Below are 15702 nucleotides of genomic sequence, written 5' to 3'. Positions count from 1 at the left end.
ATTAGTAGACTCTATGGATTCAACCCAATTTATACCCATTTGTAAACGATTAGCCTTACTTATCAAGCATAAGTACAAATTATTTAATCTTCAAGATGAATATGGTGACAACCAAAATTTTGGAGAGAATGGGCAAACCTTTATCGAAGGATTAAACGATAAAGCGAATAAGATAGAGATGACCTTAGTGCGTAAGGATCTCGCCCCCGATGAATTTACGGCTTATCTGCTAGAAGCTAATCACCCTGTTTTAGCATTTCTACAAACCTCTACGCTTATTCCTGTAGTTCTACTCAGAGATGAGAAAGAGGAAAACATTACGGTGTACAGCTATCACGGTAAGGAAGAAAAAAAGACAAAAGTACAACCCGATCAACTTGACCATTTAGCAAAGAATGAAGAGGGACAGATTTTCTTTTCTGTTCCATTATCTATGCATCCATTGGTCAGTAGTGATGACAATCTTACTACAAGAGTAGTAGGTCCTGTATCTCGCCTTTTCAGATTATTTGAGTCCGAAAGTAAAGATTTTGTACTCATCATGTTTTACGGGGTACTTATCTCTGTGATTAGTTTGGCATTGCCAGTCGGTATACAAGCAGTCATAGAATTGATTTCAGCAGGGGTAGTTTTCAATTCCATCATTTTACTTATTTCTTTGGTTCTGATAGCCACTTTGGTGGTTGGCGTATTGCAAGTTATGCAGAGGTCAATGGTTGAGTTTCTTCAACGGAGACTATTTGCAAAGGCTGCTTTTGAAATGAGTTTTAGGTTGCCTAGGGTGAAAATGGAGTCTTTGGTAGGTGAGTCTGCTCCAGAATTGATGAATCGCTTTTTTGATGTTCTGACCATTCAGAAGGGTTTGCCAAAACTTCTTATGGAGATGACAGGTGCAGCTTTGCAAATCATTTTTGGTTTGATGTTACTCTCTTTCTATCATCCGACCTTTATTTTACTCACTGTTTTCCTAATCTCTGGAGTAATCATACTCTTGTTATTCACAGGACCACAAGGTTTGAGAGCTAAATTGATAACCTCAAAATACAAATACAAAGTAGTTCATTGGCTTGAAGAAGTAGCAAGAACGCTTTATGTATTCAAATTAGCAGGACACTCAAATCTTTCGGTAGAGCGGATGGATAACTTTGTGAACAATTATCTGTTTTATCGGAAAAAATATTTCTCCAAAATCATCCAACAATTCTTTAGTGTGGTTCTTTTCCGAACATTAATCACAGGTGGGTTATTAGTTGTGGGAAGTTGGTTGGTGATTGAGCGTAAGATTACATTAGGGCAGTTTGTGGCAACAGAAATTATTATCATTCTTGTCTTAAATGCACTGGAGAAACTTGTCGCAGGAGCGGATACTGTCTATGACATGCTTACTGCCGTAGAAAAAATAGGACAGGTTACAGATCTCCCTCTTGAAAAACGAGGAGGAGTCTCTTTGCCTAAAGGAGATGTGAATGGTGCTTTCTATGAAATTTCAAACCTTAATTACAAATACCCAAATTCTAAAAGCTATGTGCTAAAGGATATCAATCTGTCCATAAAATCGGGAGAAAGAATTTCAGTGGCTGGATATAATGGTGCAGGGAAAAATACCTTAGCGAAGGTACTCAGTGGAATGGTTGATTCCTTTGAAGGAAATATTATCATTAATAACACATCTGTCCGAGATATAAACTTGAGCCATTTAAGAGATAATGTATCTAAAAATGTAGTGGAAGATAATGTTTTTGATGGCACAATCATGGAGAACATCAGTATGGGGCGAACAAGAGTTTCGTATCAAGATGTGATCTGGGCTTTAGAATGTGTTGATCTGGATAAATATGTCAATGCACTACCGAAAGGATTACTTTCTCAGATGTTGGCAACAGAAAAACGCCATTCTGCGGGTGTAGCCAAACGGATTACGCTCGCGAGAAGTATAGCTGAACGTCCTCAGATGCTTATCCTAAATGATATTTTCCAAGATATGTGCAAACATGATAAACTGAAAGTTTTAGGGAAAATCATGGATAGAGAAAATCCTTGGACAATGATGTGCATCACGAACGACCCTCTCATATTTTCGCTTTCAGACCGAATTTTGTTTATGCAAGATGGCAAAATCGTGGGGCAAGGCTCTTATGAAGAAATGCTTCAAAACCCAATATTTAGAGAAGCCCAATCCGAGTGGGTTCTCCAAAATACAGAAAAGAATACCCAATTTAAACCTCAATCAAATAACTAACTCTTTACTATAATTTCATGTTAGAATTATCTCCAGAATCTCCTTTGGAACGAAGAGAAAAGGAGGCAATAAATAAGCAGTATCTTTCACTCAAAACCTTGTACTCTCCTGCTTCTATTAAGCTACTTTCTTATTGGCTAATGGGGGTGTGTATATTGGCTTTTATTGTGTTATTTCTTCCTTGGCAACAAAATATTAGAGCTATGGGAGAGCTTACGGCATTGTCTCCTCAAGATCGACCTCAGATTATTCCGTCTCCAATAGATGGAAGGGTTGACAAATGGTTGGTTCAAGAAGGTTCTTATGTCGAAGAAGGTGAAGTCTTAGTGGTGGTTAGTGAAATCAAGGATAAGTTCTTTGATCCAAAGTTAATCCAAAGAAAGGAAGAAGTCATAGGGGCAAAGGAAGATGCTATTAAAGCCAAAAAGAAGAAAATAGATATTTATAATCAACAAATTCAATTGCTCAGAAATGGACTGGCTCTTAAGCTACGTCAAAACGAAAATAAAATTCTTCAGCAAACCTTTAAGGTCGAAAGTGATAGTCTTGCTTGGATGGCAGGAATTGTAGACTTCGAAAATGCCGAACGCCAATATTATTCTAACCAAATTCTTTATGACAGTGGGCTCGTTCCATTGACCTATTTAGAGGCTAGCAAAAGTAAAAGAATGAAGGCAGAAGCTAAGATTTTGGTTCAGCAGAAAAAGCTGGATGTCTCTAGGAATGAAAGGAAAATATTAGGCTTGGAGAATAATGCAATTCAAGTTAGTGTTTTGGATAAAATTGCAAAGATTGAGTCTGAGCAAACTGCTGCTATTGCTGAAATGGCCGAAGCTGAAGGTTCATTGATTAAGTTGAGAAATGAGCTTTCCAATTTGAAAATTCGGGCAGAATACAAGAATGTACGTGCTCCTCAAAATGGGTATATCATCAATGCTAAAAAGAGTGGGGTAGGTGAGACAGTCAAATTAGGTTCGCCATTACTAACTTTTATGCCCGATAAACCTTCTTTAGCGGTAGCATTGGAAGTGGATGCGAAAGATGTTCCTTTTATCGGTAAAAATAGACATGTACGCCTACAGTTTGAAGGCTGGCCAGCTATGCAATTTGATGGTAGACCAGATATTGCCGTGGGGACTTTTGGTGGTGAAATCAAAGTAATTGATTCTGTGATAGGGAAAAATGGAAAATTTAGAGTCTTGGTTACTCCTGACCCATTGGAAATGAATGAGGCTTGGCCTTCAGAACTACGAATGGGATTAGGGGTTAAAGCTTGGATTTTGTTGGATGAAGTGCCTACATGGTTTGAAATCTGGAGACAGTTGAATGGATTCCCACCTAAGCAGAAAAGTAAAGATGAAGCTCCCAAAATGGCTAAAAAAGGATGAGTAGAATAAAGCTACTGATATACAGATTTATCTATACTCTTCTTTTTGTAGCAATTGGTTTTACTTCTGTCTTTGCACAAGAGGAGGATATCCATGTTTCTATTGAAGAAGTTTTTCAGATGGTAGTTCAGTATCATCCGATAGGTAAGCAGGCGAACCTTGAGCTTGAAAAAGCAAAATGGAAAGGCATGAAACTACGAGGTTTTTTAGACCCTAAATTAAAGGCTTCACTTTCCGAAAAAGCATTTAACGATAAGACCCTTTACCAAAAGTCTGGAGCTTACATAGAATTGCCCTCGGGTTTTGAAGGTTTGAAATTCAAGATGGGCTTAGAACAAAATGATGGTTCAAAGCTAAATTCTGAGTTGACAACCAATGATGGTGGTGGTTGGTCTTTTGTTGGTATTGAAGTCCCTTTAGGGCGAAAAGAAATGGCTGATAAGCGGAGTTGGATACAGAAGGAGGCTACTTTACTTCAAAGTTTATCGGAAGTGCAGAAAACTAAAAAGGTAAACAAGCTGCTTTGGACTGTTGCAAAGAATTATGTGGAATGGCACTATGCTTGGAATGCAAATAAATTATTAGTTAAAGCCTACGATCTAGCTCTATTCCGACATCAATCAATTATTGCAAGAATAAATCAAGGAGCATTAGCTGCTATTGATTCTGTAGAATCGGGCATCATTGTACAGCAAAGAGAAATAGATAAAGATAATGCAGCCATTGTACTTCATAATGCAAGATTAAGAATGTCTCAGCATTTATGGAATGAAGATGAAAATCCAATCATTTTAGCAGAAAAAGCATATCCTCAACAAGTAAGTTTAGATCAAATAAGTCCTGAGGTTTTAGAAAAATTAAAGAGTTATATACAAACGAATCACCCTTTTCTACTTGAAAATGAGGTAATGCTTTCTCAAGAGCAACTCCAGCGGAAAATCTTGAAGCAGCAGTTTAAGCCCTATTTTTCTGTTTCTTATAAATATATGTACCCATTTGGAGAGCAAGAGTCATGGTATTTTAACAGCCTTCAAGAAAATTACAATTGGGGAGTAAAACTTACGATGCCATTATTTCTTCGCAAAGAAAGAGCTGCACTCAAATTGAATACGGTAGCGATAGATAAACTTGAATTGAAGAAGCAGTTTTTAGATCGACAGCTTTTGGTAGACTTGGAATTGAGCATTACCAATTTTAAAAACTACAGAGCACTTCATCGTCAACAAATGAAGATGGTTGGAAATTATGAACGTTTGCGTCAAGCTGAAATCCAGAAATTCAATCAAGGAAATAGCACCGTTTTTTATGTCAATGTGAGAGAAGGAAAGCTAATAGATGCAGAGCTTAAAGCTTTACAATTGTCATTGAAAGGGATGAAGGAAATGGTTGATATGTATGGTAAAGCTGGTATGCTCACGTACTTTGGTATAGAATAACCCAATATGAAAAGCCCTAAACTACTTTTATTATTCCTTTTAATATTATACTCTCAAGCCTTGAAAGCTCAAATTGAGTTGAGTTCAGATTCAACATCTTTTTGGGGCTATCCTGTATTGGAGTTTGAAGTGACAAACAACCTTACTTTTCAAGGAGAAGTTGGTTTGCGTGCTGAGTATATGTTGAATGAGCGCTTTGCGAAAAATGATGAAACACAAAATGATACACATCGTTTCCGAGAGCGTGTAAGGTTACGTTTTGGAGCAGAGTATCATCCTAAAAAATGGTTTACAGCAGGTTTCCGTTTTAGTACAGGGCAATCTACATATCCACCCTCGGGTTGGAGTTCGTTCAGTGATGACTTTAATAGAGATCCTGTTTCTTTGGATCGGGTATATTTTAATCTTGACCTTGAAAAATTTCAACTTCGATTAGGTTCTAATTCAAACCCAATTTTTAGACCTACTGAGTTGGTTTGGGATGGTGATGTACAAGTTTCGGGAATAGCAGAAGTATTTAAGCTTGGACACTGGGAGTTGATAGCAGGGCAATTCATGTTGGTGGAGTTGAGGGATTTATTTCCTCAGGAGATATCTGGAAGTACGCTTTATGCGCATGGGATAAATTATGATATTAAAAGAAATGGTGAATTGCGATTTGGTGTATTTCATTATTACTACAATAAACCAGATGCAATTGCAGTAGGAATTGAGAACGGAGTACTCGATGCAGACTTTAAAACAAATCGTCTTTCTCCAACAGATTCTACTAGTTTTTTTAGTAACTACAACTCTGTAGGAGCTAGTTTTTATTGGAGACATAATAAGTGGAGAGTTGTGGCTGAGGGTGTGGTAAATTTAGCAGCCAAAAAAGATGCTTCTTTAGGAGATGCCTATGCCGATAAAGAAAATGTAGGTGCAGGTTTTTTAGTCCGATATGGACGATTAAAAGAAGACAAAGATTGGAGTGTAGAGTTGGGGTATTTCTATATTGAATCTGATGCTACGATAGCCGCTTTCAATTCAGATGATTTACAACAAACCAATGTACATTCGATTCCTGTTTGGTTTCGCTATAAAGTACTTGGAAATACAGTGATTGTTTGGGATACATATTTTCAGAAACGAATCGACTCTTCCCCTCAGTTATTTGTGAGTGGTGGTGTTCAACATGATGAAAATGCACTGAAAGTTCGTTCTCGGTTGACACTTCAAGTAGGTTTTTAAGGCTAGAAATGAAAAAGGCTTTTCCATGAAAGTGATGGAAAAGCCTTTTTATATTTATCTAATTTTATACCCTAAAATAGATAAGCATAGTCTAGGAAGTAAAGAATTCTTAGGGAGAAAATCGTGTCCTGCGATTGATCAAAGATATTATTCACCTCATCAAAGTAAGACTTTGAAAGTACGCTTTGATCAGACTCTAATTGGTTTTTCCACATCAGACTCAAAACACTACCAGGTGCCCAATACCAGTTGAACGTAACTTCTGTATTGAAGGCACTATAATTTCGGTTATTTTGATCTACTCCACTCTCATCGAAGTTAGAATAGTTGGTAGGGTAAAGGTAACCATCGGTACCAAGTTTGGCATACTTCTCATAATTTACTTTACTCCAATAATGTCTAACTCTGAAATTCAATCCCATAGTAGGCGTAAAAGAATATTTACCTCTGATAGATGATGTGACATTTCGGATATCTCTTTGTCCGTAGATCACATCTTCTAGTTCTCCAGCAGTATTATAAGTTTCATCTACATAACCCTCTTCATCTCTTGCCCAGCTGTGGTTTTGCTGAATCACAAAAGAGAATTGATTATTAACTCTGAAGTTAAGTTCTAGGTTGAACCAATTATCTGTTTGGTTACGTGAAGGTCTTCTCCACATACCTGCATTGGTTTCAAAATAAAACGTTTTTCTACTATCAGATTCCAGACCTGTATTGACTACAAACGAAGGTTCTCTGACATAGAAATATCCTTTTTCAATATCTTGTTGAGGACCGAAGTAATCATAACCATCTCCTACTTCCCAGTTCATAAATCCGAAAACAGTCCAGAATGATTTATTTCTAGCTCTGAAGTTAGAGCTGATTTCAGTACTTTGATATTTGAATGGTTTATAAAGTGAAGATTGACTGATATTAGTCCAACTTCTAAAGCTGTTTAAATAGTCACTTTTAGGGTTGTTGTTTACATAACCAAATTCGCCACCAAAAGATACTTCATTAGGACTACGAAGAAATCCTAAATCATTTGGGTTGTAGGTGTCTGATTCCAAATTACTCCACAAACCATATCTGATTTTACCACTTTGTTTACCAGCTCCCATATTTAGTTTGAAACCTGGAGTAACTTCTCTAATGTTTTCCTCATCATCCCAATCAGAAACATGACTGTAGGCTACTGTTGAGTTAAAGAAGTAAGTATTATCCTTTGAATTGAGAGACAGTTGACCTGCCGAAACATTGGAGCGACTACCTTTCCCATCTCTGAAAACATTGGTATTTGTGAAACTGACATTAGAGTTGTTTGGTAATAATTTGTCTACCACCAAGACATTAAAATTGGTAACTGGGTCAGCTATTATTTCTCTTGTTTCACCTGTTGTCGTGTTTTCTACAGTAGCGTAAGTTTGATTAGTTACAGCATTCAGAAAACCAATACCAATACCATCATTTGTTCTTCCAGAAATTTTGGCGGCATTTATAATTGGAGCATCAGATGGAGAGTCAATAATTTCCTCTTCATCACTTACCGTATTTTCTTCTAAGATATCGAAGCTTTGCCCAATTCTTCTTGAGTAGAAAATATTTCCTTTCTGAAATAGATCAGTACCTTCTGTAAAGAATTGTCTGTTTTCATCATATCTTACTTCAAAAGGACCGAGGTTCAATATTTTATTGTCAGCTCTTACTTGTCCAAAATCAGGAATCATCATCATATCAAGAGTGAAACTCTCGTTGATTCCCCATTTTAAATCCATACCACCCGTAACTCGGCTACTCCATTTTGTATCGTCTGATAAATTTTGAGCATAACCTGTTAGGTAAGGAGAAAGGGAAAGTCTTAAAGGAGGTTTGATATTTTTAATACCTTTAAGTACTCCAAATTGGTTTTCAAAACCTGCAATATCTCTATCGATATGATTCCAAAAAGACCATTCATTTAATCGGATAGAACGACGCATGAAGTTAACACCCCATTCTTGTACTTCTTTTTTCGGAAAACGTAAGGCGGCATAAGGAATTTTGAATTCGGCATACCAACCGTTTTCATCTTTGGATACACCACTTTCCCAAACGGCATTCCAGCTATTGTCATTATCTCCGTTAATGAGTATTCGGTCAGTTTGAACACCAGATGCAGAAACAACGAAACTTACAGCACTGATTTCAGATTGATAGGTGTCAAAGTATAAGGCAAAGAAATCAGAGTTTACTCCAAAGCCAGAGTCTCTGTCTCCTAATTCTCGACCAATCTTTTCTACTTCATCGTCATAAAGCCAAGCAGCAACATAGATTGCATCGTCATTGTAATAAAGACTGATTTTCGTTTCAAGAGATGATTGTGCCCCATTCTCGGGAGAGCGTTGAGTGAAATGAACAGTTTTTTCTGCATTTGCACTTTTCCATACTTCGTCATCAAGCTTACCATCAATGTTAGGTTGTGGAGAATCTTTTAATTCTTTGGCCCACATTGTCATTTTATTGACGTTAGAATTGGTTTCTTGTGCTATTGATGAAATGGTAGACGTGAGTAAAAAAAACAGAAGTATAGCAATATACTTCTCGTAATTGTACTTTCTCATGAGTAATAGTTTTGTAAAAAGACAGCCATCAAGCTGTATGTAAAGTATTTGACACTTTTCACAAAGCAACTCAAGTTAATAGAGAAATGCAAATAAGTTTTAAAGAAGAAAGCCTATCACTTTGTCTAAAGTAATAGGCTTTCTTGAATTTATGATTAAAATCTCTGTATCGAGATTAGATTAGTCGATTTGAACGATATTCAAATTGTCAAAAGCGAAGTAAGTAGGCGTGTTAATGACGCCCTCAGCAGTTGAATCAGAAGAAACAAAACTAAACTCTAAAGCATCTACTTCATTCAGTAAACTCAAGTCTACATTTTCCCAAGATTTTAATGGTTGTCTGTAAGGCTCAAATATACCTTCTGTATAATCTGCAAGTCTAATTGATCTTTCACCTACAATCTCATCATTCAAGATACCTGTAATTACAAGATCAAAGAAATCACCTTCTTCAAATGCTCGAGCGTTGCTATCACCATTTTCGATGGCAAGAATAGCAGTCCCAACATTAGAAACTTGAACATTCCAAGCTCTAACCGTTTTGTCAAATGTGATTCTTAGTTTATTCTCAACAGGATCAACATATGCAATTCCATAATTATTTGCTTCTGAAGTATTGGCTGGAGTAACCATGCTATATTCAAAAACATTGTAACCAAAACCAGTAGTATCAGTGTTTACATTCTCGCTGAAATCTGTACGGTTAGAATAAGTGAAATTGTTGAGTTGTGCTTTTGAAGGCGCTCCAACATTTTCATAAGTATGTGTTAGCGTAACTTCTCCAGTCGTAAATTCTGAAGTAAATAGATTTCCGCTCTGATTGCCAGTCATCGCAGTATCCATGAAGAATGTGTTTGTTTCTAACTCTAGGTCTTGGAAGTCTGAAGATAAAATAGGCGGCAAAGTTTCAAAGGCATCGTCATCATCGTTACATGAGAAGATTCCAAGGCTTAGCGCCAAAATTAAATAAAGACTAATTTTTTTATTAAGCATATGGCTAGTTTTAATCAATTTTAAAACCCAAATATAAATTTATAAAGGCTATTTTACACTACTATTAAGACCCAAAAGCGTTAAAAAAAGTTGAAAGGAAGTGAATAGCTGTTGCTCTTATCTCATATTTGGCAAATAAGGATTTTAAATTGTTAAAAATGAAGCCAGTTGGGAAGTTGTTAAGGATATAAAAATATAAAGCTAAAGTACCTTTTCAGATACCTTAGCTTTCATATGATTAAACGTGTCTTTCAACACTAGAATATTAACTTCTGAATATCTACGCCATTGGTTGTGTAGCTTCTAAAAATATACAACTCGCCTTTATTTAATTGTAAAGGAATTGAGGTGTTTTCAGATACTGTTTTTTGGAAAATCATTCTCCCTGTTAGATCATAAATCTGAATGTCCGCAACCTTAGAACTTCCGAGTTTTATTTGAAGTGTTTCTTGGCTATAAATGAAAGAAAATGTTTGTTCTTCAATTGAAACATTACTTTTTCTTGAATTACCCGATCCCCAAATTAAGCTCACAAATTCTGGGTAATCAACAAATGGATTTCGGTTACCTTGATAATTGTAGGCATTATTGTTTCTGTCAATTTCTTTCTGACTTACAGGATCTGAATTGTGCCAATCGATCAAAAGATTTAAAGCCCAAGTTTCAAAAACCTTGTTGTCGCTACCGTCTAGTACTGCATTTCCGTAGAAGCTATTATTTTCCCAATTGTCAATAACATCTTCGTAACGAGTAGCCATATAGAAATATGCTCTGGCAAGGTCTCCCTTAAATTCATCTATTGGTTCGAATACAGTACCGCTGTATCCAGATTGTCCAGTCCCCCTTTTACTTCCATTATTTGAGGTAAAAGTTGATGAACTTACTTCTCCGTAAGGATAGCTACTTCTGATGCCATTTACATATCCGTCAGAAGGAAAAATGTGATGGACATCTGAGTTCATTGGTTCAACGGTACCGCCAAACCAACTTTTTGGGAAAGAATGTTCTCTATTGTAGCAACTGCCTTCTCCGCTGTAACCGCCGCACTGATCAGACGAAGGAGTGAAATTATAAGGGTCAGAGCCGTTTGGATTTTCTGAATAGATGTCTAAAATACTACCATCATTTTCGTAATAAAAATCTTTTTCGTGGCTACTATAAAATGTCCAAAGTGAGCCATAACCTTGGTTAGAATGTCCATTTTTGATAATTCCATGAAGGGCAGTTTTTAAGGCGTAACCCGAAAGTCCATTTGCATTTTGGTAATAGCCTGAAAGGTCAGGAGTACTAGGGTTATCTCCTCCACCAGATGAATTTCCTATTGAAAAACTTTTGGTTTCAGAAGATGAAAAAGAACCTCCAGATGCTAGCGTTGTGTTTCCGTTTTTGATGTTGTAAGCCCCATTTCCATGACTGCAGCAAATACCATCTCCGTAGCTGTCATAGATCGTGAACGAGTAATTCCCATCAGCTAAACAGAAAGTTTCAGAGTAGTTGCTATTGCTAGCGTAAGAATCTCCTTGGTAGAGAACAGTTCCAGTACTATTTTTTAATTCCCAAGAAGTTTCAGAACCATAGTTGTCTGTAGTGAGATCAAAAGTTACCTCTGTATCTGAACAGTTTACAGGATTACCGCCACCGCCGCTTTGATTACTGTTTGGTTGAAAATCATCAATGTAAACAATCTCACTACCATCAAATCCACTTTGATCGTAGAAACGAAGTCCTACTTCAATTGATGAACTTGTAGGCGTATAGTTGAAAGAGATTTGTTGCCATTGATTTGTCAGATTGTTATTTGAATAGTTTTGGTAACCATTTACATACAATCTAGCTTTTACATTCCCTTCCGTATGATACACCCAAGCAGAGAATGTGTAGTTGGTATTTGGTGTAACCGTAATAGTTTGTCTGAAGTCTGTGCTACTTTGTGTCGTTGTGTTTACAGAAATAGCTGCAGATGAGCTTCCTTCTTTTACGATAGACGTATTTCTGCTTACATTGATACTACCATCAATGGTTGTCCAATCCGATGGTGTATTCCCACTCCAAGATTCAAAATCTCCATTGCTTACTTGTGCAAATGATACATTTGCGATAGCTAGCATTAGGCATAAACCTAACAGAAAAGTAAAGGTTTTTTTCATTTTTTCAGTGAAAAAAAGTGATGTAAAATAATGAATAATAGTTGTTTATAAAGGATTGGGAAGTACGCTTTTAAAGGTTAAGATAGTTCGATGTATGGGTTAACATTTCATGTTTAAATTGTTACGAACGTGAAGTATTCTTGTAGTCTTTAAAAAGCTGAAAATGTGGATGAAAAATTGTGGAGAAATCTAAGATTTGATTATTTGGTTTTGGGTTAGAAAAGGGCTGTAAGCTGAAGTTGGGCAGTATGAATCATTTTCTGATTTTCTGACTTACGTCCATCGTAAAGAGCATTCATCTGAAGCCCTCCTACAAGACGTTGCGTCCAACGGATATTCCATTGGTAATTGACTCCGTTTCTTAGTCCCTCCAACATTTCATAACCCAAAGGAGTGTTTACTTCACCTTCATAATTGATATGTGTCAGCGCTAAAGAAGCCGAAATACTACGCTTGATGGCTTTTGCCCAGCGCATCTCAAAAGTACCTTTATGGAAAAGGGCTATTCCGCCATCGTTTTCGCCAACCAATGGTGCATTTTTATGCTTGTAAGAATATTGTCCCGAAATTCGGAAATCATTTCGGTGTTGGTAAATCAATTCTGGAGCCACTCGCCACTCGGTATAATCATAGCTTTGTTCTTCTAAAAAGTCAGATTCTTGATCTACTATTTTTTCAGCAAGTGTATTTTGGAATGAAAAATCTTTTGTCAGTTTCAATCTAGAAATGAGCATATATTCTTCATTTATTCTTCGTTCAAATCCGCTGCTAAGCAACGACTTTGCATCTGAAAAATTAGCCTTCACTTCCGCTCCCCATTTCGGGTCTGCTCTATTGATAAACAAAGAGTTTTTGAAAAATACTTTCTGAGAAATCAGATCAGCCTCTGCTATAGGCGTAAATGGAAGAAATCTTTCTTGAAGATCTTCAGAGGTTGTTTTTCGATCTGAGTTAATGGAAGAAACCAACGAAAGTCTAGCCAAAACATTCTTTATTCCTTTTTCTTTTAGCCAAGCTTTAGGTGTTCGAATATTAAGGTTGAAAAGAAATAAAGTACTGTATGCAGGAATGTATTCTCCTGTAGGAACATAGAATTTTGCATAATTTCGTTCATCGGGATTTTGGGCAGGATAAAACTCTTCCAATTCCTGTATTCCGTTTCCATTGTCGTCTCGCCAAGTGTGAGTACCTCTACCAGCTTCTACTTGAAGAAAAACATATTCTTTTTTCAGTTCTTGTCCTGTACCCGTTTCGTAAGAAAAGTTGGTGTTGATATTTCTTTTCCACCAATGTTTATTCAAATCGAGCCTTGCTGTCAATGTTTTCTCAACAAGATCATCACTTGTATTTTTATAGGTCAGTTCTCTGTAGTTTATACTCCCGACCCAATTGGTTGTTTTCCCTTTATTCGAAAATCTGAAACCCACCATCTCTGCTTCTGTGTATGGCGTAATGGCTCCCTCAGAAACATAATAATCTTCTCTTTGCGTATAATCGGCTCTGATCTTTGCTTTTATACTATCTCCAGATTCTATATAAACGGTATGTTCTTCAAAATAACCTACAGATGAAAGCGTTTCATTGTCGGCTCCTTTAGCGAGTGTATTTTTCTCTTCTCTGTAGGTATAACCCGGTTGAAGAATTGCGCCATTCCATCGTATATCTGCTTGGTATCTTTCCCAATTGGCTACAGTTGTATCTTTTAAAATCTGATTTTCCATGAGAAAAGCTTGTCCATCCAATTGCAATTTTCCGACAGGATTTGTAGAAAGTTTGAGCTGATGTTGCATACCATCTACACTTAATCCCCGATCTCTTTTCAAGAAGTCATAGGACAGGTAATCTTTTTCTTTCCATGAAATTTTTGTTCCTGTAGATAGAATTTTGTCTTGCTCATCTTCAGAAATGACAACGCCCCAATCCCGATCATATTCCACTGATCTGAAAGGATCAATCGCTTTGAAATTATCAGAGGTTTGTTGATAGTCAGCATATAATTTCCAATCAACTTTCTGATTTAATTTATTATTCGTTTCAAAACCAAAGTTGTAGGCAGCGCCATTGTCATCATGTTTGTCTGTCGTGGCAAAAAGGTTGAGGTCTTGATTGGAAAGTCCTATTTCAGCGTAAATTTTATCGTTTTTTCGAGGCTTGAATTCACCACCAAATACCCAAAGTGATTTCTGGTTTGGAGCATACAATTTTCGGATTGGAGCAAAATCACCTTGCGGTACGCCGTTGATTGGAGCAACCCATTTATATACTCGTCCTCCACCTTCTTGGGTAGAAAAAACATAGTCACCATTGTTTGTACCTACATTCGTGAAATTGGCTTGAACTAACAGTTCCGCAGAATTATCTGCTCTGACAAGAATGTCTGTATAAGGGACGTTGTTAACAATCGAATCTTTGTAGGTGTATTGAATTTTATTCGGATCAAAAGTTGAAACCGTATCAATGGAGTTGACATAAATTTCATCAATGTTATCTCCTTTACTTGCGATCAGCCTTTTTTCCTCATCAGAAAGTTGATAAAACAGTGAGGTATTTTTGTTATCCTTCTCTTGATAAAAATCAGTGAAGAAAGTGAATTTACCGATTCGCTGTTCATGACTTACTTGAGAGATTGTTCGTGCAAAGTACTGTACCGCATATTCAAAATCTACCCGAATACGACTGTTTTGAGTAATCACCTGTTTTGCGGTAAAAGTAATTTCTGCCAAGTTATAATCAATTACATAATCTTGGTCAAAACCTCTTTTCATCAAAATTCCATCGATATACACTTTTTCAGAACCTGCGATTACCACAATATTATTTTCGTTCTGAGGTCCTAGTAATCGGTAGGGGCCTTTTACACCCTCTAAGGCTACAATTTCTTGACGGTGGAATTGTCCTTTTGCCTGCGAAATACTAGCTACAGTTTTTGACTGATATTTGCTGCTATCATTCCCGAAATTAGCGGTTGCTTGAAGCCCTTGTACGTTTTTGGTATATCTGAGAAAAGCAGATATTTTATCATCCATAATCTGAACATCTCCAGCACTCAAACTTCCTTTTTCATGACTTAGTTTTATTAAGATTCGATCAAAGTCTTGAATGTTCTGCGTATTTCCTTCAGGCTGATAAGGTACTTGACTATCCGTAATACTCGCTTCCAAGAGAATATCTTCCGTAATCGCTCCTTGCAATTGTAAATTCAGCCCCGAATTCACGTAAAAATCTTGATTACTTCCAATCGAAAATCCTCTGCTAATACTACCCATAGTTTGTACTTCTCCTGTGTCAAACAAGGATTCCCTTTTGAAGCTTTTCCGATTATTTCGTCTTCTGTTTGAAAATGTATTGGAAGTAGTATCTGACTTAAAGTGAAAAGAAGAATAGGTTGTATTGGTCTGAATACTATTAAAATCTAGTACTCTGTAGCTTACCAAAACAGAATCAATCAAGGAGCTGTCAGCATTGAATATCAACTGCTGATTTTCGAAAAGAATATTTTCGTTTTTCGCCTCACCTACAATCTGTAGAACTTGGAAAGAACTAGGGTCTACAAGGAGCTTATCGAGCGTTTGATTTTGGGCATAAACCCACTTTCTACGAAGATTAGAATTCTCCGAAGTTTGTGCTAAGCTGGGTATGCTCAAAATTAGGAATAGGAAAAAAGTAAGCGTAGGCTTCACTCGGTAT

At 36.7% G+C, this 15702-nt stretch carries 8 protein-coding genes; 4 read left to right on the top strand and 4 right to left on the bottom strand.

The window, feature by feature from the left end:
• The first annotated feature begins 13 nt into the window (after positions 1 to 13).
• The 4 genes from BC781_RS05725 to BC781_RS05710 are packed head-to-tail and all read left to right on the top strand — an operon-like array spanning position 14 to position 6290.
• Complete coding sequence (locus tag BC781_RS05725) at positions 14 to 2239, top strand: peptidase domain-containing ABC transporter (RefSeq protein WP_109616261.1); 2226 nt, start codon at positions 14 to 16, stop codon at positions 2237 to 2239.
• Between the two features lie 17 nt (positions 2240 to 2256).
• Positions 2257 to 3627, top strand: coding sequence for an HlyD family secretion protein (locus BC781_RS05720; protein WP_109616260.1), 1371 nt, complete (start codon positions 2257 to 2259; stop codon positions 3625 to 3627).
• A complete protein-coding gene (locus BC781_RS05715) occupies positions 3624 to 5063 on the top strand; it encodes a TolC family protein (protein WP_109616259.1) in 1440 nt (479 codons plus the stop codon). The genes BC781_RS05720 and BC781_RS05715 overlap by 4 nt, the downstream gene beginning before the upstream one ends.
• Before the next feature lie 6 nt (positions 5064 to 5069).
• A complete protein-coding gene (locus BC781_RS05710; protein WP_109616258.1) occupies positions 5070 to 6290 on the top strand; it encodes a putative porin in 1221 nt (406 codons plus the stop codon).
• Between the two features lie 71 nt (positions 6291 to 6361).
• Here BC781_RS05710 and BC781_RS05705 read toward each other — a convergent pair whose 3' ends face one another.
• The 4 genes from BC781_RS05705 to BC781_RS05690 form a co-directional block, all read right to left on the bottom strand.
• Positions 6362 to 8875, bottom strand: a complete 2514-nt coding sequence (locus BC781_RS05705; RefSeq protein ID WP_109616257.1) for a DUF5916 domain-containing protein — start codon at positions 8873 to 8875, stop codon at positions 6362 to 6364.
• A 180-nt stretch (positions 8876 to 9055) separates the two neighbouring features.
• Positions 9056 to 9868 (bottom strand): DUF4465 domain-containing protein, encoded by an 813-nt coding sequence (locus BC781_RS05700; RefSeq protein ID WP_109616256.1) that lies wholly within the window; start codon positions 9866 to 9868, stop codon positions 9056 to 9058.
• A gap of 257 nt (positions 9869 to 10125) precedes the next feature.
• On the bottom strand, positions 10126 to 12015 hold the full coding sequence (locus tag BC781_RS05695) for an endonuclease (protein ID WP_109616255.1): 1890 nt from the start codon (positions 12013 to 12015) through the stop codon (positions 10126 to 10128).
• A gap of 215 nt (positions 12016 to 12230) precedes the next feature.
• On the bottom strand, positions 12231 to 15659 hold the full coding sequence (locus BC781_RS05690; RefSeq protein ID WP_146201629.1) for a hypothetical protein: 3429 nt from the start codon (positions 15657 to 15659) through the stop codon (positions 12231 to 12233).
• Positions 15660 to 15702: the final 43 nt, after the last annotated feature.

Source organism: Sediminitomix flava (assembly GCF_003149185.1).
GTDB classification, from domain to species: domain Bacteria; phylum Bacteroidota; class Bacteroidia; order Cytophagales; family Flammeovirgaceae; genus Sediminitomix; species Sediminitomix flava.
Note: the sequence above shows the minus strand (reverse complement) of the source record. Positions and strands in the feature narration are given on the sequence as shown.

Bases quoted from the DNA above. Each gene is read 5' to 3' on its own strand.
- BC781_RS05725 (WP_109616261.1), top strand. From the start codon at position 14: ATGGATTCAACCCAATTTATACCCATTTGTAAACGATTAGCCTTACTT.
- BC781_RS05720 (WP_109616260.1), top strand. From the start codon at position 2,257: ATGTTAGAATTATCTCCAGAATCTCCTTTGGAACGAAGAGAAAAGGAG.
- BC781_RS05715 (WP_109616259.1), top strand. From the start codon at position 3,624: ATGAGTAGAATAAAGCTACTGATATACAGATTTATCTATACTCTTCTT.
- BC781_RS05710 (WP_109616258.1), top strand. From the start codon at position 5,070: ATGAAAAGCCCTAAACTACTTTTATTATTCCTTTTAATATTATACTCT.
- BC781_RS05705 (WP_109616257.1), bottom strand. From the start codon at position 8,875: ATGAGAAAGTACAATTACGAGAAGTATATTGCTATACTTCTGTTTTTT.
- BC781_RS05700 (WP_109616256.1), bottom strand. From the start codon at position 9,868: ATGCTTAATAAAAAAATTAGTCTTTATTTAATTTTGGCGCTAAGCCTT.
- BC781_RS05695 (WP_109616255.1), bottom strand. From the start codon at position 12,015: ATGAAAAAAACCTTTACTTTTCTGTTAGGTTTATGCCTAATGCTAGCT.